This window comes from Umezawaea sp. Da 62-37, from assembly GCF_032460545.1.
GTDB lineage: Bacteria > Actinomycetota > Actinomycetes > Mycobacteriales > Pseudonocardiaceae > Umezawaea.
This window is the reverse complement of sequence record NZ_CP135965.1, coordinates 5661106-5678785: the sequence shown is the minus strand read 5'-3', so window position 1 is coordinate 5678785 and position 17680 is coordinate 5661106. Positions and strand designations below refer to the sequence as shown.

Annotated in this window: 16 protein-coding genes; 8 read left to right on the top strand and 8 right to left on the bottom strand. The window is 69.7% G+C overall.

Annotated features, from left to right (window positions below; all coding sequences use genetic code 11):
• Positions 1 to 3 precede the first annotated feature (3 nt).
• From RM788_RS26015 to RM788_RS26000, 4 genes are all read left to right on the top strand, one after another.
• Positions 4 to 900, top strand: a complete 897-nt coding sequence (locus tag RM788_RS26015) for a galactofuranosyltransferase GlfT1 (RefSeq protein WP_315934761.1) — start codon at positions 4 to 6, stop codon at positions 898 to 900.
• Positions 901 to 1021: 121 nt separating this feature from the next.
• Positions 1022 to 2281 carry an ABC transporter substrate-binding protein gene (locus tag RM788_RS26010; RefSeq protein ID WP_315934391.1) on the top strand — a complete coding sequence of 420 codons (1260 nt, stop codon included), beginning with the start codon at positions 1022 to 1024 and terminating at the stop codon, positions 2279 to 2281.
• On the top strand, positions 2278 to 3162 hold the full coding sequence (locus RM788_RS26005) for a carbohydrate ABC transporter permease (RefSeq protein ID WP_315934390.1): 885 nt from the start codon (positions 2278 to 2280) through the stop codon (positions 3160 to 3162). The genes RM788_RS26010 and RM788_RS26005 overlap by 4 nt, the downstream gene beginning before the upstream one ends.
• On the top strand, positions 3159 to 3971 hold the full coding sequence (locus RM788_RS26000) for a carbohydrate ABC transporter permease (RefSeq protein ID WP_315934389.1): 813 nt from the start codon (positions 3159 to 3161) through the stop codon (positions 3969 to 3971). Before RM788_RS26005 ends, RM788_RS26000 begins: the two co-directional genes overlap by 4 nt.
• A 4-nt stretch (positions 3972 to 3975) precedes the next feature.
• Here RM788_RS26000 and RM788_RS25995 read toward each other — a convergent pair whose 3' ends face one another.
• Positions 3976 to 4734 carry a class I SAM-dependent methyltransferase gene (locus tag RM788_RS25995; RefSeq protein WP_315934388.1) on the bottom strand — a complete coding sequence of 253 codons (759 nt, stop codon included), beginning with the start codon at positions 4732 to 4734 and terminating at the stop codon, positions 3976 to 3978.
• A gap of 88 nt (positions 4735 to 4822) precedes the next feature.
• Between RM788_RS25995 and RM788_RS25990 the strand changes: the two genes are divergently transcribed.
• Positions 4823 to 6115, top strand: coding sequence for an O-acetylhomoserine aminocarboxypropyltransferase/cysteine synthase family protein (locus RM788_RS25990; protein WP_315934387.1), 1293 nt, complete (start codon positions 4823 to 4825; stop codon positions 6113 to 6115).
• Positions 6112 to 6573: a CoA-binding protein gene (locus tag RM788_RS25985; protein WP_315934386.1), complete on the top strand. Its 462-nt coding sequence runs from the start codon at positions 6112 to 6114 to the stop codon at positions 6571 to 6573. Before RM788_RS25990 ends, RM788_RS25985 begins: the two co-directional genes overlap by 4 nt.
• A 114-nt stretch (positions 6574 to 6687) precedes the next feature.
• On the opposite strand, the gene RM788_RS25980 is transcribed toward RM788_RS25985, so the two are convergent.
• The 5 genes from RM788_RS25980 to RM788_RS25960 form a co-directional block, all read right to left on the bottom strand.
• Positions 6688 to 8664: a glycosyltransferase gene (locus RM788_RS25980; RefSeq protein ID WP_315934385.1), complete on the bottom strand. Its 1977-nt coding sequence runs from the start codon at positions 8662 to 8664 to the stop codon at positions 6688 to 6690.
• Between the two features lie 252 nt (positions 8665 to 8916).
• Positions 8917 to 10098 carry a UDP-galactopyranose mutase gene (gene glf / locus RM788_RS25975; RefSeq protein ID WP_315934384.1) on the bottom strand — a complete coding sequence of 394 codons (1182 nt, stop codon included), beginning with the start codon at positions 10096 to 10098 and terminating at the stop codon, positions 8917 to 8919.
• Positions 10099 to 10167: 69 nt separating this feature from the next.
• Positions 10168 to 12231, bottom strand: coding sequence for a hypothetical protein (locus RM788_RS25970; protein WP_315934382.1), 2064 nt, complete (start codon positions 12229 to 12231; stop codon positions 10168 to 10170).
• Entirely contained in the window at positions 12228 to 12623 is a 396-nt protein-coding gene (locus RM788_RS25965) for a GtrA family protein (RefSeq protein WP_315934381.1), read from the bottom strand. Before RM788_RS25965 ends, RM788_RS25970 begins: the two co-directional genes overlap by 4 nt.
• Positions 12620 to 13639 (bottom strand): glycosyltransferase family 2 protein, encoded by a 1020-nt coding sequence (locus RM788_RS25960; RefSeq protein ID WP_315934380.1) that lies wholly within the window; start codon positions 13637 to 13639, stop codon positions 12620 to 12622. The genes RM788_RS25965 and RM788_RS25960 overlap by 4 nt, the downstream gene beginning before the upstream one ends.
• A gap of 343 nt (positions 13640 to 13982) precedes the next feature.
• Here RM788_RS25960 and RM788_RS25955 point away from each other — a divergent pair, with 343 nt between their 5' ends.
• Positions 13983 to 15749, top strand: coding sequence for a PIG-L family deacetylase (locus tag RM788_RS25955; protein ID WP_315934379.1), 1767 nt, complete (start codon positions 13983 to 13985; stop codon positions 15747 to 15749).
• Here the strand turns inward: RM788_RS25955 and RM788_RS25950 are convergent, their stop codons facing one another.
• Positions 15750 to 16661 carry an LLM class flavin-dependent oxidoreductase gene (locus RM788_RS25950; protein WP_315934378.1) on the bottom strand — a complete coding sequence of 304 codons (912 nt, stop codon included), beginning with the start codon at positions 16659 to 16661 and terminating at the stop codon, positions 15750 to 15752. It abuts the gene before it with no gap.
• Between the two features lie 58 nt (positions 16662 to 16719).
• On the opposite strand from RM788_RS25950, the gene RM788_RS25945 reads away from it, so the two are divergent.
• Complete coding sequence (locus RM788_RS25945) at positions 16720 to 17532, top strand: HAD family hydrolase (RefSeq protein WP_315934376.1); 813 nt, start codon at positions 16720 to 16722, stop codon at positions 17530 to 17532.
• Here the strand turns inward: RM788_RS25945 and RM788_RS25940 are convergent.
• The gene (locus tag RM788_RS25940; protein WP_315934374.1) at positions 17529 to 17657 is read right to left on the bottom strand and encodes a hypothetical protein; all 129 of its coding nucleotides are present in this window, start codon (positions 17655 to 17657) and stop codon (positions 17529 to 17531) included. The genes RM788_RS25945 and RM788_RS25940 overlap by 4 nt on opposite strands.
• Positions 17658 to 17680: the final 23 nt, after the last annotated feature.

Genomic DNA, 17680 nt, shown 5'->3' with positions numbered 1-17680 from the left:
GTGATCGAGGCACTGCCCAAGGGCTCCGTCGTGGCCGTCGTCGTGACGCGGCACCGCCGTGAGCTGCTCTCCGAGTCGCTCAAGGTGCTGGCTTCGCAGACCAGGGTCCCCGACCACCTGGTGGTCGTGGACAACGGTCCGGACCAGCCCGTCGAGGACCTGGTCGACCAGTGCCCCATCCCGTCCACGTACCTCGCCTCGCACCGGAACCTCGGTGGCGCGGGCGGGTTCGCGCTCGGCATGCTGCACGCGCTGTCGCTGGGCGCCGAGTGGCTGTGGCTGGCCGACGACGACGGCAGGCCCGCCGACGAGACCGTGCTGGCCGTGCTGCTGGAGGAGGCGGAGAAGCGCAAGCTCGCCGCGATCTCCCCGGTGGTGTCGAACATCGAGTCGCCGGACAAGCTCGCGTTCCCGCTGCGCCGCGGCCTGACGTGGAAGCGCAACACCGGCGACCTCGGCACGGACTTCCTGCCCGGCATCGCGTCGCTGTTCAACGGGGCGCTCTTCCGCGCTTCCACGGTGGACGTGATCGGCGTGCCGGACTACCGGCTGTTCTTCCGCGGCGACGAGGTCGAGATCCACCGCAGGCTCGTCCGCACGGGGCTGCGCTTCGGCACGTCGCTCAAGGTGGCCTACCTGCACCCGGACGGCTCGGACGAGTTCAAGCCGATGCTCGGCGGCCGGTTCCACGCGCAGGACCCCGAGAACCCGATCAAGCGGTACTACACCTACCGCAACCGCGGCTACCTGCTGTCGCAGCCGGGAATGCGCAAGCTCGGCGCGCTGGAGGTCTTCCGGTTCGGCCTGTACTTCCTCGCCGTCCGCAAGGACCCCAAGGCGTTCGTCGAGTGGCTGAAGCTCGTCCGCCTCGGCCAGCAGGAGCGGTTCTTCCGCAAGTGAGTGGAAGTCGGAGGGCCGCCGCCCTCCGACTCCGCCCGCTACGGCAGTCCGAAGCCGTCGAACGGGTACCGGCGGCTGGGACCGTTTGTGCACGCAGCGCGGTCGTAGTAGTACGGACCGTGTGAACTCTGGGGAGATCAGCCGACGCGCAGTCCTGTCCGCGACCGGAGCCGCCGCGCTGGCGGGCCTGCTGGGCGCCTGCGGCTCGAACACCGGCCGCGGCGACGGGAGCGGCGGAACGCTCCGCCAGTGGTACCACGCCTACGGCGAACCGGGCGTGCAGCAGGCGGTCGAGCGGTACGCCAAGTCCTACGACATGGCGACCGTGGACGTGCAGTGGAATCCGGGCGACTACGACTCGAAGCTCGCCGCCGCGCTGCTGGCGGCGGGCGGTGAACCGGACGTCTTCGAGTCCGTCACCCAGATCAGCGCGGTCCGGTCCGGGCAGATCCTGCCGCTGGACGACGTGATCGCGTCCGCGAAGGATGACTTCACCACGACCATCCTCGCCGGGCACACCGTCGACGGGCAGGTGTACGGCATCCCGCAGGCCGTGGACATGCAGATGCTGTTCTACCGCAAGAGCATGTTCGACGAAGCCGGGATCGCGCCACCGTCCACTGTGGACGAGCTGGTCGACGCGGCGCGGCGGTTGACCAAGGGCGACGTGAAGGGCATCTTCGCGGGCAACGACGGCGGTGTCGCCGTGCTGGGCGGCCCCGCGCTGTGGTCGGTCGGGCTGGACTACGTCACGACCGGGCACGACGTCGGGTTCGACGAGCCGTCGGCCGCGGTGGCGATCGGCAAGCTGCGGGAGCTGTACGCCAGCGGGGCGATGCTCCAGGGGGCCGTGAAGGACTGGGCCGAGCCCGACGCGTTCACCCAGGGGCTCGTCGCGATGCAGTGGACCGGCCTGTGGACCGTGCCCGCCGTGCAGAAGGCGCTCGGCGACGACTTCGGCGTGCTGCCGTGGCCGAAGCTCGACGCCAACGGGCGGGCGAGCGTGCCGGTCGGCGCGTACGGCGCGATGGTGAACGCCAAGAGCAAGCACATCGACGAGGCCAAGGCGTTCATCAAGTGGCTGTGGGTCGACCGCACCGACTACCAGGAGGACTTCAACCTCTCCTACGGCTTCCACATCCCGCCGCGCGAGAGCCTGGCCGCGAAGGCGGGCAAGCTGACCACCGGCGTGGCCGCCGACGCGGTGAGGTTCGTGCGGGAGAACGCGAAGTCCTCCAACCCGCCGGACTGGGTGCCGTCGATGAGCAGGGCGCTCGACGACGCCGTGTCCCGCGTCGTCCGCGAGGGCGCCGACGCGGGCACGGAACTCAAGGCAGCGGCGCAGAAGGCGCGCGACGAGCTCAAGCGCCTGTACGGATGAGGCGGGCGGACACCCGCGCGTTCTGGCTGTTCGTCGGCCCGTTCGCCATCGGCCTGCTGGCCTTCGTCTACGTCCCGATCGGCTGGAGCGTGGCGCTGTCGTTCTTCGACGCGCGCAACACGGTCACGCCGACGGACTTCGTGGGGCTGGCCAACTACGCCGACATGCTGACCGACGGGCCGTTCCTCCGCAGCCTCGGCACGTTCAGCGCTTTCGCCCTGTTCATCGTGCCGACGACGTTCGTGCTGTCGTTGGGGTTGGCACTGCTGGTCGACCGGATCACCTTCATGCGGGCGTTCTTCCGGTCCGTCTTCTTCCTCCCCGCCGCGTGCTCCTACGTGGTGGCGTCGCTGGTGTGGAAGCTGTCCATCTTCAACGGGGTCCGCTACGGGCTGGCGAACACCGTGCTCGGCTGGTTCGGCGTGGACCCGATCGCGTGGATCGGCTCCACCGACCCGCCGTGGTACTGGGTGGTGCTGGTGACGCTGCGGCTGTGGCTCCAGCTGGGTTTCTACCTGATCCTGTTCATCGCCGGGCTCCAGCGGATTCCGAAGCACCTGTACGAGGCGGCGTGGATCGACGGCGCCAAGCCGGGGTGGCAGACGCTGCGGCACATCACGCTGCCGCAGCTGCGCACGACGTCGATCGCGGTGCTGCTGCTGAACCTGATCGCCGCCTACCAGGCGTTCGACGAGTTCTACAACGTGCTCGGCTCCGCGCAGGGCTACCCGCCGTTCGCCCGGCCGCCGCTGGTGTACCTGTACTACACGTCGTTGGGCAGCGGGGAGCAGGACTTCGGGCACGGCGGCGCGGGCGCGGTGCTGCTCGCGCTCGTGATCGCCGCCGTGACCCTCCTCCAGGGCAGGGTGATCACCCGATGAAGGCCCTGCGCTACCTGGCGCTGGCGGTGCTGGCGGTGCTGTTCCTGCTGCCGTTCTACCTGATCGTCCGCAACGGGCTCGCGACCGAGGCCGAGATCACCGGGCGGGACTGGCGGCTGTTCCCGGAACGGCCGCACTGGGAGAACTTCGGCGAGCTGTTCGACGATCCCGCCGTCCCGATCCTGCGCAGCGTCCTGAACTCGACCGTGGTCGCGGTCCTCCAGACCGCGGGCCAGCTCCTGTTCTGCTCGCTCGCGGGCTACGGCCTCGCCCGCATCCCCTACCGGCACGCGGACAAGGTGCTCTACGCCGTCGTGGCCACCCTGATGATCCCGGCCGCGGTCACGTTCGTGCCCACGTTCGTCGTGGTCTCGACGCTGGGCTGGATCAGCGACCTGCGCGGCCTCGTGATCCCCGGCCTGTTCAGCGGGTTCACCGCCTTCCTGTTCCGGCAGTACTTCCGCAACTTCCCACCCGAACTGGAGGAAGCCGCCCGGATCGACGGCCTCGGCCACTGGGGCACCTACTGGCGGATCGTCGTGCCGAACTCGCGCGGCTTCTTCGCCGCACTGGGCGTGATCGCGTTCATGACCAGCTGGAACCAGTTCCTCTGGCCGCTGGTCGTCGCGCAGGACCAGGACTCGTGGACCGTGCAGGTCGCCCTGTCGGTGTTCCTCACCGCGCAGAGCATCAACGTGCACGAGCTGTTCCTGGCCGCCGCCATCTCCATCACGCCGCTGGTCGTCGTGTTCCTTGCGCTCCAGCGGTTCCTGGTCCGCGGCGTGGTGGAGAGCGGCATCAAAGAATGAGACGTCACTCCTTGCGCAGCAGGAGGAAGATGCTCGGCCCGAAGAACACCGGCGCCAGCACCGGTTGCAGGAACCTCTCCACCCCGACCAGCGTCCGGTGCGGCAGCAGCCTCTTCAGCGTCCGATTCCTCAGGTTCGACACCGACAGCACCTTCTCGGTCCGCAACCCGACCGCGGCCAACTGCTCGATCACCACGTGCGGGTTGTGGTTCACGAACGGGATCTCACCGTCGTGCCGGTTCTCCGGCGACCGGATGTCGACGGGCGCGGTCGGCAGCGGTTCGCGCCGCAGCAGGTAGCGGAGCCGGTTGCGGGCGTGCGCCACGTTGGCGACCTCCACGATCGCGGTGCCGCCGACCGCCAGGACCCGGCTGATCTCGGCGAACTCGACGCCGGGCGTGGGCAGGTGGTGCGACACCCGGATCATGGTGACCAGGTCGAGCGACCCGTCGGCGAACACCAGGTCGTCGGCCTGCGTCCGCACGCGCTCGATCTCCGGGTGCTCGGCCAGGAAGTCGGCGGCCACGTCGAGCTGCCGCTTGCTCGGCTCGGCCAGCGTGACGTGCTCGGCGTACCGGCGGAGCAGCAGGCTCAGCCTGCCGTAGCCGCCACCGATGTCGGCGGCGCGCTCGAACATGTTGTCCCCCAACAACTTGCGGATCGCCACCTCCTCAGCCGCGTGCTCGTAGTCGCGCCCGTCCCAGTAGCTCACGTAGTCGTGGGCCGGACCGTCGTAGTAGTCAGCTCTCCTCTTGCTCCCCATGGGATGAGCACGCCCGACCCGGTGGTTGGGTTGTCCCATCGCGTGGACCGCCTTCCGCCGGGGGTCCGGATGGGTGAGGATCGGCAGGATGAGCCGAGAAGACCGCGCCTGGGGCTTCCGCACCAGGGCGCTGCACGCGGGTGGCGCGCCGGACCCGACGACCGGCGCCCGCGCCGTGCCGATCTACCAGACCACGAGCTTCGTCTTCCAGGACACCGCGGACGCCGCGAACCTGTTCGCGCTGCAGAAGTACGGCAACGTCTACAGCCGGATCGGCAACCCCACGGTCGCCGCGTTCGAGGAGCGGATCGCCAGCCTGGAGGGCGGGATCGGCGCCGTCGCCACGTCCAGCGGGCAGGCCGCCGAGTTCCTGACGTTCGCCGCGCTGACCGAGGCGGGTGACCACGTCGTGTCGGCCTCGGGCCTCTACGGCGGCACGGTCACCCAGCTCACGGGCACGCTGGCCCGGTTCGGGGTGTCCACGACGTTCGTGGCGGGCGAGGAGGTCGCGGACTACGCGGCGGCCATCACCGACCGCACGAAGCTGATCTTCACCGAGGTCATCGGCAACCCGTCCGGGGTGATCGCGGACCTGGCCGGGCTGGCCGACCTGGCGCACTCGCACGGGATTCCGCTGGTCGTGGACGCCACCCTCGCGACGCCGTACCTGGTGCGGCCGCTGGAGCACGGGGTGGACATCGTGCTGCACTCGGCGACGAAGTTCCTCGGCGGGCACGGGACGACGCTCGGCGGGGTGGTCGTGGACTCCGGGAAGTTCGACTGGGGGAACGGCAACTTCCCGCGGATGACCGAGGTCGTCCCCAGCTACGGCGGGCTGCGGTACTGGGAGAACTTCGGGGAGTACGCGTTCTGCACGCGGCTGAGGGCGGAGCAGTTGCGGGACATCGGGGCGACGCTGTCGCCGCAGTCGGCGTTCCTGCTGCTCCAGGGGGTGGAGACGCTGCCGCAGCGAATGGATGAGCACGTGCGGAACGCCAGGGCTGTGGCGGAGTGGTTGGAGGGGGACGAGCGGGTTTCGTGGGTGTCGTACGCGGGGTTGCCCTCGCATCGGCATCATGCGCGGGCTGCTCGGTACCTGCCTGCGGGGCCAGGGGCGGTGTTCGCGTTCGGGGTCGTCGGGGGGCGTGAGGCGGGGCAGCGGTTCGTGGAGGCGGTGGAGTTGTGCAGCCACCTGGCGAACGTGGGGGATGTTCGGACGTTGGTGATCCATCCTGGATCTACTACGCATCAGCAGTTGACGGATGAGCAACTGGTGGCGGCGGGGGTTACACCGGATTTGATTCGGATTTCGGTGGGGTTGGAAGACGTGGACGACATCCTGTGGGACTTGGACCAGGCCTTGACCAGGGCGGTGAAATGATCGAGTCGGCGGTTGGCAGGCAGGCGTTGCTGCGGGAGACGAAATCCGTGGCATTGGTGGGCGCGTCCTCGAACACCGCCCGGCCCAGTTTTTTCGTGGCGACTTATTTGTTGTCGTCCACGGGGTATCGGGTTTATTTCGTGAATCCGCGGTTGGACGCGTTGTTGGGGCACCAGGTTTACCCGTCGTTGGCCGACCTGCCCGAGGTTCCGGACCTGGTGTCGGTGTTCCGCAAGCACGACGACCTGCCCGGTGTGGCGGATGAGGTGGTCGCGGTTGGGGCGCGGACGTTGTGGTTGCAGCTGGGGCTGTTCCACGAGGGGGCGGCGGCGAAAGCCGAGGTGGCGGGGTTGAGCGTGGTGATGAACCGGTGCGTGAAGATCGAGCATGCTCGATTCCACGGCGGGCTGCACCTGGCGGGGTTCAACACTGGGGTGATCACCTCGCGCAGGAGCTGACCAGGAATGCCCGAGTGTGGAACTCGTGGTGTCTGGAGGTTCGACACGGGGTGTCTGGAGGTTCGACTCGCGAAAAGGCCCGGACTGTGAGGTCCGGGCCTTTTCGGGGGTAGGTCAGTTTTCGAAGATTTTGCGCCAGGATTCCACCGAGGTGAGTTCTGGCATGGCGTCGCGGTAGACCTTCTTGAGGCGGGGCCATTCCTGGGCGAGACGTCGGTAGTTCCGGGCGGACCTGGCGGCCAGCTGGCGGAATTCCTTCGGGTCGCGCTTGCGGAAGGCAACGCCGCTGCCGTCGGCGTTGGAGACGGTGGCGCTGTCCAGGTTGCCGAGGAGGAACCAGCGGGCGTTGGTGGCGGGGACGTTGATCTGCGGGCGGTCGGCGGTGGAGCTTTCCGGGTCGCGCAGGTTGTGCAGGAGGGCCTTGGAGGCCTTGGCCGCGATGACCGCCGGGTTCACCGGGGGCTTGAGCATCTGCTCGGCGCGCACCATGTCGTAGGTGGGCGGCGGGAATTCGCGGGCCGACGTGAGGATCTGGGCGTCGGTGTACTGCTTGCGCAGCTCCTGGATCTCCGGCAGCGCCGTCCGCAGCGAGTCGAACAGCTTGCTGGGGCCCGCGAGGAAGTCCTCGATGGCCTTCTGCTGCACGGCGACCGTGGAGTACTCCATCGACAGCAGGTGGCGCAGGGTGAGCTTGAGGCCCTGCTTCAGCAGCGTCGAGCGGATGTCGTACGGGCTGTGCAGAGCCGCCATCACCAGGCGGTTGCGGGTGTGGAAGTACGCCTGCCAGTCCGTGGCGTCGTTCTTGTCGGTCCACGGCATGTGCCACACGGCGGAGCCGGGCAGCGACACGGTCGGGTAGCCCTTCTCCAGCGCGCGGAGGGAGTACTCGGCGTCGTCCCACTTGATGAACAGCGGCAGCGGGTAGCCGGTGCGCTGCACGACCTCACGCGGGAACAGGCACATCCACCAGCCGTTGTAGGTGGAGTTGATGCGCAGGTGCAGCTCTTCGGTCTCGCGGAGGGTGTCCGTCGCGAAGTCGTGGTCGGTCAGGGCGCCGGGGGCCGCGCGCCAGTTGCAGGTGGCCAGGTCGACGACCTCGCCCATGCTGTGCAGCCGCGAGCGGGCCTGGAGGTTGAGCATGTGGCTGCCGACGATGACCGGCTGGGCGCACGCGCGGGCGAAGGCGTTCGAGCGGAGCACGGCGTCCGGCTCCAGCCGGATGTCGTCGTCCATGAGCATGATCTGGGCGACGTCGGTGTGCTCGATCGCCTCGTACAGGCCGCGGGTGAAGCCGCCGGAACCGCCGAGGTTCTCCTGCTCGATGATCTCCAGCTTGTCACCGAGGAGCTTGCGCGCCTCGGCGTAGCCCTGGGTGTCCTTGACCTTGATCGCGCCCTGGTCGGCGACGAACACCTTCTGCACGACGTCGAGGACCGCGGGGTCCTCGCCGAGCGCCCGCAGCGCGATGACCGCGTCGATGGGGCGCATGGTCGTCATGCCGATGGCGACCTTCTGCTCCGGCAGCGGCGTGTCCGTCGTCCACGCGGCTTCCTTGATCTCCAGCGGCGTGTCGTCGGTGAACACGTCGAACCAGATCCAGCCGCCGTCCTCGAACGGCTTGAGGCTGACCCGGAGTTCGAGGTTCGTCCACGCCTTCGGGCTGCGCACGGCGTGGCCCTCGAGGTGGATGTGGTCGCCGCTGGGCTTGGAGCGGTAGACGTCGACGCGGCCAGCGCCGCGCACGGAGAGGCGCAGCACGACCTCCTCGACGACGGTCCAGCGCTTCCAGTAGCTGGCCGGGAACGCGTTGAAGTACGACGCGAACGAGACCTTGGCGGACGACGGCACGGTCACCGACCGGCGGGACACGACGTGGCTGTGCACGTTCGCGGGCTCGTCCAGGTACAGCGGACGGACGTCGAGCGGGTCCTCGTCGCGGGGCAGGATCACCCGCTGCAGCACCTGGTTCGGGTTGATTCCCGCTCCCCTGGCCGCGACGCGGACCGAAGCCACGTCGCTGACCTTGTTGTCCGGAGCGGTCGTCTCGATCTTCGGGGCGGCGGCGCTAGGGGCCTTGGCCTGCTCGGTCACGTGCTTCCTCCGGCGAACCGCCATCAACGCGGATTCGGGTTCAGATTCGAACGTTCGACGTGTGGTCATGGCGTGCTGCGCCGCACCCGCGAACGCCACGAAGTCGTGGATCAAGTGCGGCGGCGTTATCCGACATAGTACCCACGGAGGCGGCAGCCGCCCGTCCGGGCGTTCGCCGTTCCACCGTGTTCACAAAAGGTGATCGCCCGGTGGGATCCGACGTCCCACCGGGCGATCACCGAGCGTTCGAGATCAGATGCTGCCGTCGATCGGCTTGCCGTCCGTGAGGTGCGGCGCGATCTTGTTGTCGAAGGCGCTCAGCGCGGCGCCGATCGCCATGTGCATGTCGAGGTACTGGTAGGTGCCCAGCCGCCCGCCGAACAGCACGTTGCGCTCGGCGGCCTCGGCCTTGGCCAGCTCGCGGTACCGCTCCAGCATGGTGCGGTCCTCGGCCGTGTTGATCGGGTAGTACGGCTCGTCGTCCTCCTTGGCGAAACGGGAGAACTCGCGGACGATGACCGTCTTGTCCTTCGGGTAGTCCCGCTCCGGGTGGAAGTGCCGGAACTCGTGGATGCGGGTGTAGGGGACCTCTTCGTCGTTGTAGTTCATGACGGAGGTGCCCTGGAAGTCGCCCGTGTTCACGACCTCGCGCTCGAAGTCCAGGGTGCGCCAGCCCAGACGGCCCTCGGAGTAGTCGAAGTAGTGGTCCAGCGGCCCGGTGTAGACGACCGGCGTGCCCGCCGGGATCTCGTCCTTGACGTCGAAGTAGTCCGTGTTCAACCGGACCTCGATGTTCTCGTGCTCCGCCATCTTCTCGAGCCACGCGGTGTAGCCGTCGACCGGCAGGCCCTCGAAGTCGTCGTTGAAGTAGCGGTTCTCGAAGTTGTAGCGCACCGGCAGCCGGGTGATGTTGGCCGCGGGCAGGTTCTTCGGGTCGGTCTGCCACTGCTTGGCGGTGTAACCGCGGATGAACGCCTCGTAGAGGGGACGGCCGATCAGCGAGATCGCCTTCTCCTCGAGGTTCTGCGCGTCGGCGGTCTCGATCTCGCTGGACAGCTCCGCGATCAGCTCGCGGGCCTCGTCCGGCGTGTGGGACTTGCCGAAGAACTGGTTGATGAGCGCCAGGTTCATCGGGAACGAGTAGACCTGTTCCTGGTACTTGGCGAACACGCGGTGCTGGTAGCCGGTGAACTCGGTGAACTGGTTGACGTACTCCCACACCCGCTTGTTGGAGGTGTGGAAGAGGTGCGCGCCGTAGCGGTGCACCTCGATGCCCGTCTCCGGCTCCGCCTCCGAGTAGGCGTTGCCACCAATGTGCTCACGGCGGTCGAGGACCAGGACCCGCTTGTTCAGCTGGGTCGCGGTGCGCTCGGCAACCGTGAGACCGAAGAATCCGGAACCGACAACGATCAGGTCATAACCAGCGAAGCTCACGGCGCCCGAGGATAGCGGGGTCCCCGTCGCGGACCCCAATCGCCCCCGTTTTGCGGACAAGTCCACTGATCAGCCAAAACGGCGGCGGCGCACGACGGTCACCGCGCTGAACGCAAGAGCGCCGAGCACGGCCAGCACCGCCGCGACCAGTCCGGGCACCAGTCCCGGCGGCCGCCAGGTGAGGGTCAGCGCACCCGCCTTCGGCACGTCCAGAACGACCAGTCCGGCGGGGCCTTCGCGCACGTCCACGGGTTTTCCGTCGAGTTCGGCGCGGTAGCCGGGCCAGTTCAGCCTGGCGAGGACGACCTTGCCGGGGCGGTCGATCCGCAGCGTCTCGCGGGTGTCCGTCGACGTGTCGGCCGAGATCCCTGCATCGGTCCAGGACACCCGGCCGCCGGGCCACTGGATCGGGCCGTCGCGGCGCAGCACCGTGACAAGATCGTTGTCCCGTTCGACCCGCCAGCCCGGCGGCGCGACCGGGTTCGGGTCGACCGCTTTCTGCACAACGACGGTCTCGACGCGCATGAGGTCGATCAGCGGCGGACCGACGTCCGTGGGCTCCAGCAGCTTGGCGAGCCCCTGGGCGCAGGTCGTGCCGATGTAGTTCATGCAGGTCGCCTGCTTGAACTTCCGGTAGCCCATGCCGGTGTAGGAGGCCACCGCGGCCGCGTTCAGCAGCAGCCCGTTGTTGCCCACGACGACCGAGCCGACCTGGTAGGTCGTGCCCTGGTAGTCGTCGGCGCGCAGTTCCGAGACCGTGCGCGGGAAGCCGTACTCGGCCACGTCGGCGTTCTTGGGGAACCAGGCGGTCTGCAGCAGCAGGGCGAGCGCCACACCGGCCACCAGCACGACGTGCAGCGCGCGGGTGTTCGCCAGCCGCACGGCGAGCGCGGTGCCGACCACGAGCAGCACCAGCGACACCAGGTGCCGCCGGAACTCCCACGGGCCGGCCGCGAACGTCAGGTACGCGGTGAACAGCAGCGCGCCCGCCGTGACCAGCACCCGAGCGCGCGTCCGGTCGGTGCGCAGGCCCGCGCTGAGCAGCACCGCGAACACGACGCCGAACGCCAGGTAGACGACCTCGACGTGGCGCAGCGGGAACCGGAACATCCACATGTTCGACGGCCCGATCGCGAACAGCAGGTACCCGCCGAACACGACGAACACCGCCGTCAGCTCCCGCCACCGCTCCCGCACGATGCCCCAGTCCAGCCAGGGCAGCAGGGGGACGATGAACCAGGCGAAGTACATGCCGGGCACGCTGAGCCGGGTCGGGTCGGCGAACGTGGTGATCATCGGCCGGTGGCTGGGCATGGACGGGTTGAGGAAGTCCGACAGCCTCGGCATCAGCATCCCGTTGCTGGCGAAGCCCTGGCCCGCGCGCTCGGTCACCGCCGAGTTCCCCAGCAGCGGCAGGTACACCAGCGGCACGACCAGCGCGACGAGCACGCCGACGAGCAGCAGGCGCAGCAGCGCCGCGCGGTCGCGGGCGAGCCAGGACTCGATCAGCAGCGCGAAGAGCACCGCGCACACGCCCAGCAGCCCGTACGGATTCCCGGTCGTGACGGCGAGCGCGCCGAAGAGGAACGGCCACAGTGGACTCCCGGCGCCGCGGGCCACCCGGCGCGCGGACCACCACGTGTACGGGATCCAGGTGAACGCCATCAGGCCCGCGACCCACGACGCGGTGTCGTAGTAGAGCGTGAACCCGCCGAACGGCAGGGCGATCGCGAGGACCGCGGCCGCGGCGGGCTTCGCCCCGTACTCGCGGCACAGCAGGTACGCGCCGAGCGCGAGCAGCGCCAGGAACTCGGTCTTCACCACCAGCCCGGCGAGCGCGAGGTCGTCGAACCGGGACACCAGCAGGTAGTTCGCCAGGTTGACCGGGTTCCACAGGCCGAACAGGGCCTCGGCGGAGAAGTTGCCGCCCATCCAGTTGTCGACCGACAGGAACACCGGCCACCGCCCCGCGGCGAGCCGGTCGCCCAGGAAGTGCCACGAGGGCAGGAACTGCGCGGCGCTGTCGTCCCACACGTAGAAGAACCTGTTGCGCAGGAACGGGAGTTGGGCGAGCAGCGCGACGACCAGGACGACCACCGACGGCGGCAGCGCCCTGCGGGCGAGCTGGGTCAAGGCTGGAGCTCACTTTCGGCGGTGCGGGTGACCAGCACGAACTGCGCGACGAGGTAGGTGAACGGGATCGCGGCCGCGGCGGCCGCCAGCGGCGCGAGCCGGCTGTCCACGTCGAGCCAGTGCACCAGCAGGTACAGGCCCGCGGTGCTGATCACGAAGTTCGTCGCGTTGGAGAGCGGGAAGAGCAGGAACTTCCGCCACGTCGGCTTGATCCGGAAGGTGAAGTAGCAGCTCAGGAAGTACGAGCCGACCATCGCGATCAGGAACGCGAGCACGTGCGCCGCCATGACGGGCAGCCAGCGGCACAGCAGCAGGTAGCAGCCGTAGTAGACCCCGGTGTTGACCACTCCGACCAGCCCGAACCGGAGGATCCTGGCGAACCGCGGGTTCACGACGGGGTGCGCTCCGCGAACGGCAGGACCACCGGGGTGCCCGCGAGGTCGGAGTGGTCGGCCACCTCGGGGCCGAGCGGCACGGTCACGGGGATGGGGCGCCCGCTGGACTCCTTGACGAGGAAGTGCGGTCTGCGCTTGGTCTCGTAGTAGATGCGGCCGAGGTACTCGCCGATCACGCCGAGGAACAGCAGTTGCAGACCGCCCAGTCCGAGCACGCCGCACATGATCGTCACGTAGCCGGGGACGAAGATCCCGTCGCGGACGGCGTGCACGACGATGAAGACCGAGTAGCAGAACGCCAGTGCCGTCACGAGCCCGCCGAGGTAGATCGCCAGGCGCAGCGGGCGGTTGTTGAACGACACCACGCCGTCGATGCCGTAGTTCAGCAGCTTGCGGAACGTCCACGTGCTGTTGCCCGCGTGCCGCTGCACGTTCTCGTAGTCGACGACCGCGGTGTCGAAGCCGATCCAGGCGAACAGGCCCTTGGAGAACCGGTTGTACTCGCCGAGCGACAGCAGGGCCTGCACGGCGCGGCGGGTCAGCACGCGGAAGTCGCCGACCCCGTCCTCCAGCTCGACGTCCACGACCTTGTTGATCAGCCGGTAGTACAGGTGCGACAGCATCTTGCGGGTCGGCTTCTCGCCGGTCCTGGTCCGCCGGGCCACGACCTGGTCGTAGCCGCCGGAGAGCATGTCGACCATCCGGCCGAGCAGCTCGGGCGGGTGCTGGAGGTCGGCGTCCATGATGGCCACGAGGTCGCCGCCCGCCTGGCTCAAACCCGCCAACATCGCGGCTTCCTTGCCGAAGTTCCGGCTCAGTGCGAGGAACCTGAACCGGGGGTCGCGGTCGGCCAGCAGGCGCAGCTCGCCGAGCGTGCCGTCCTTGCTGCCGTCGTCGACCAGGATGACCTCGAAGTCATCGGACACGTCCGGCAGCACTCGGCAGAGCACCTCGTGCAGCTCCGCCAGCCCGCGCTCCTCGTTGAAGCACGGAATGACGACTGACAGGCGCATGCGGTTCCTCCCCGGTACGCACGACTCCTACGCAGTTAAAGACGCTTCAGGTGGTCTTCAGGTTGCACCACTACCCTGCCCGGCGTCCTGCGGCCGTTACTGTACGCAGTGATCAGAGGGGTCGATGACCCGACGGCCCCACCGCGGGGCGGGTCTCGCGCCGAACTCCCAGGTCGTCGCGTGCCCGGTCACCCTGGCGTGTCGCCGACCGCGACGACGATCGCCGGGTGCAACCACCGGGCAGGCGGGTCGCGTGACCCCCGTGAGGCCGAATCCCGGCCGGGACCCACCAGGACGAGGACGCGGTCGTGCCCCGACCCGTCGAACCGGAGAACGCGGCACCGTGAAGCACCTGCGCCTGCTCGTCGCGCTGGCCCTCACCGGGCTGGTCATCGCCTGTTCGGCCCGCGTGCCCGCCGACAGCGCGTCGTCCGGCCCGCTGTCGTTGCAGGTGGTCGCCCACCAGGACGACGACCTGCTGTTCATGAACCCCGACCTCGGCGACGACGTCCGCGCGGGCCGCCAGGTCGTCACGGTGTACCTGACCAGCGGCGAGTCCGACGCCCACGACGTCCCCGGCTACATCGCCCAGCGGCAGGCGGGCGTCCGCGCCGCCTACGCGGCCATGGCGGGCGCGACCGACGAGTGGCGCGGCTCCGCGCTGCGGATCGACGCCGACCACTCCGTGGAGCAGTACGAGTTGACCGCCCAGCCGCGGATCAAGCTGATCTTCGTCAACCTGCCGGAGGACCACGGCGGCGCGCACGCCCTGCGCAAGCTGTGGGCCGACCGCAGCGAGTCCTTCCGCGCCGCGACCCTCGTGCCCGCGGGCTCCCTGGTGCCGCGGTCCTACCGGTACACCAGGTACGCGCTGCTCGACCTGCTGCAAACGCTGATGACCCGCTTCCAGCCGACCGTCGTGCGCACCCAGGACACCCACCCGGACACCTCGTACCCGCACTGGCAACCGTTCTACGACCACCCCGACCACCTGATGACCGCGAGGTTCACCGAGGAAGCCGCCCTGCTCTACCGCAGGTCCGCGAAGCAGCCGGTGTTCGTGCAGGTCGGCTACCGCGACTACAACGTCGAGCAGGTACCGGTGAACCTCGATCGGGCCCAGCAGCAGGACAAGCTCGACGACTTCGCCAGGTACCGCGTCCACGACCCCATGGTCGGCACCCAGCAGAGCTACCAGGACTGGCCCAGGCGCATGTACCACCGCTGGCCGCGAGGTGTCTCGTGGGTCGGCCGCGACGAGCACGGCGACCTGCGCGCGTTCGCCGTCCGCGGGGGTCTGGTCACCGGCTGGACCCGCCGCGACGGCACCTGGACGAGCGCCGACCTCGCGCCCCCCGGCGGCGTCCTGGCCCCGGCGCTGAGCGTGGCCACCGGCCGCGACGGGCTGCACGTGTGCGGCCGGCGGACGGACGAGGACGGGATCACCTGCTGGCACGGCGGCGAGTGGACCGACCTGGGCAGCCCGTCCCCCGGCACCGACGTCGGCACGCCGTTCGCGCTGGCCGCGCCGGACGGCCCGGTCAGCGTGTTCGTCCGGACCGGCGGCGGTGGGGTGGCCAGGGCATCGCAGGGCGCGGACGGCTCCTGGGGCGGGTGGACCGACCTCGGCGGGTCCGGCGTCCTCGACGGCCTCGCGGCCGTGGACGGCCCGGACGGCGTCGAGGTGTTCGGCATGACCACCACCGGGATCCGCCGCTGGCACGACGGCTGGGACCCGGTGTTCCCCTCGGTGACCCCGGCGGCCGCACCCGTCGTGCTGCGGGACGCGCTGCTGTACCGGGTGGCGCTGACGGGCGAGGTCGCCGTCAGCAGGCGGACGCCCACCGGCTGGGGGGCTCCGGTGCTCGTTCCGGGCCCCGGCGGGCCGGGTCAGGTGGCGGCGGTCGTCCGGGACGGCCTGGTGCTGGTCGGGCGCGATGCCGCCGGGGCCGTCACCACGACCCGTGAACTCCCCGGCGGCGGCTTCGCGCCGTGGACGTCCAGGGGGGCGTTGACGGTCGACTACCCGGTGGTCGTCCCGGACGGGGATGGTGTCCTCGCGCTGGCCGTCGGACCGGACGGGCGGTTGGCCACCGACCCGCTCACCTGATCACTCCTGCCGGGGCGGGGCGGGCCAGGGCATCGGCACCGCGGTCAGCTCCGGCAGCACCTCGGCCGCGACCTGCTCCAGCACCGACTCGCTGCCCGCGTACACCCCGGACTCCCGCGGCCAGTGGGTGATGACGTCGGTGAACCCCAGCTCCTGGGCCCGCCCGACCACGTCCCGGAAGACCTCGACGCTCGTCAGCGAGTAGAGCGGCGCGGCGTCCAGCAGCAGGTACCGGTCGGCCGTCTCCCGAGCGCGTTCGATGGAGGCGAGCTTCTCGTCGAAGAGGTCGGACAGCGACTCGACCCCGCGCCACCACTCCTCCACGGTCTCCCCGCCCGCGCCGGTGGTGATCCAGCCGGTGCCGTAGCGGACCGCCACGTCCAGGGCCTTCGGCCCGTTGGCCGCCACCACGAACGGCAGCCTCGGGCGCTGCACGCAGCCGGGGGCGCTGCGGGCTTCGACGGCGGAGTAGAAAGCGCCCTCCCACGTGGTGCGCTCACGCGTCAGCAGCAGGTCCAGCAGCTCCACGAACTCGGCGAACCGGGCGGCCCGCCCCCGCACGTCGCCACCGCCGCTGACCTGCGTGTCGTACCCGCCCTGGGCCCCCGCGCCGACCCCGAGCACCATGCGCCCGTCGGACACGTCGTCCAGGGTCATCAGCTCGCGGGCGAACGGCACCGGGTGGCGGAAGTTCGGGGTGGCCACGAGCGTGCCCAGCCTGATCCTCGACGTGACCATGGCGGCCGCGGTGAGGGTCGGCACCGCGCCGAACCAGGGGCCGTCCACGAGGGTGCGCCAGCCGAGGTGGTCGTAGGTCCACGCGTGGTGGAAGCCGAACTCCTCCGCGGCGCGCCACTTGGGTTCGGCCACCCACCAGCGGTGTTCGGGCAGGATGACGATGCCGGTACGCACAGGGGAACAGTAACGATGACCACCCCACGGCCACGAACGGGCAAGGCAGTATGGGGGCGTGGAGAGACCCCGCTTGGTTGCCTCGGACATCGACGGAACGCTGATCGGCCTGAACAACCGGGTGAGCGAACGGACCGCGGCGGTGGTGCGCCGGGTGATCGGGTCGGGTACCCCGTTCGTGTTGGTCACGGGTCGTCCGCCGCGCTGGGTGCCGATGATCGCCGAGCAGGTCGGGACGACCGGGTTCGTGGTGTGCGCCAACGGCGCGGCGCTCTACGACGTGGGCGAGGACCGGGTGGTGTGGCGGCGCGGGCTGGAGCCGGTGCTGCTGGCGGACCTGGCCGAGGCGCTGCGCGAGGCGATCCCGGACGTCGCGCTGGCCTCCGAGCGGGTCGGGGAGTCGGCGTTCGACGAGGACGTCCGGCCGTTCGTGGCGGAGCGGTCCTACCGGCACCCGTGGCTGGACAGCGACGACGTCGAGGTGCCGCTCGCCGAGGTGCTCGGCCACACCGCCGTGAAGCTGCTCGCGCAGCACGACACGATGACGAGCGCGGAGATGGCGGTGGCCGCGGAAGCCGTGCTGGGCAAGGAGGTCGTGGTGACCTTCTCCACCAACAGCGGTCTGCTGGAGCTGTCCGCGCCCGGTGTCACGAAGGCGACCGGGCTGGCGGACGTGGCCGAGCGCGCGGGTGTGCCGCGGGAGGCCGTGGTGGCGTTCGGGGACATGCCGAACGACGTGCCGATGCTGGAGTGGGCGGGGCACGGGGTCGCGATGGCGAACGCGCACGCGGAGGCGCTCGGGGCGGCGGACGAGGTGACCGCCCAGCACACCGACGACGGTGTGGCGCTGGTGCTGGAGCGCTGGTTCTAGCGCGTGATCCGCACGGAACCGGGCTGGTTCGCGAGCACCGCGGAGCCCGGTGCCGCGCCGAGCAGGGCGACCGCCACGAGCCCGAGCGCGACCGCGACCAACCGGGTGGTCTTCGTGATCCTCATCCGGGTGACTCCTCATCACTGTG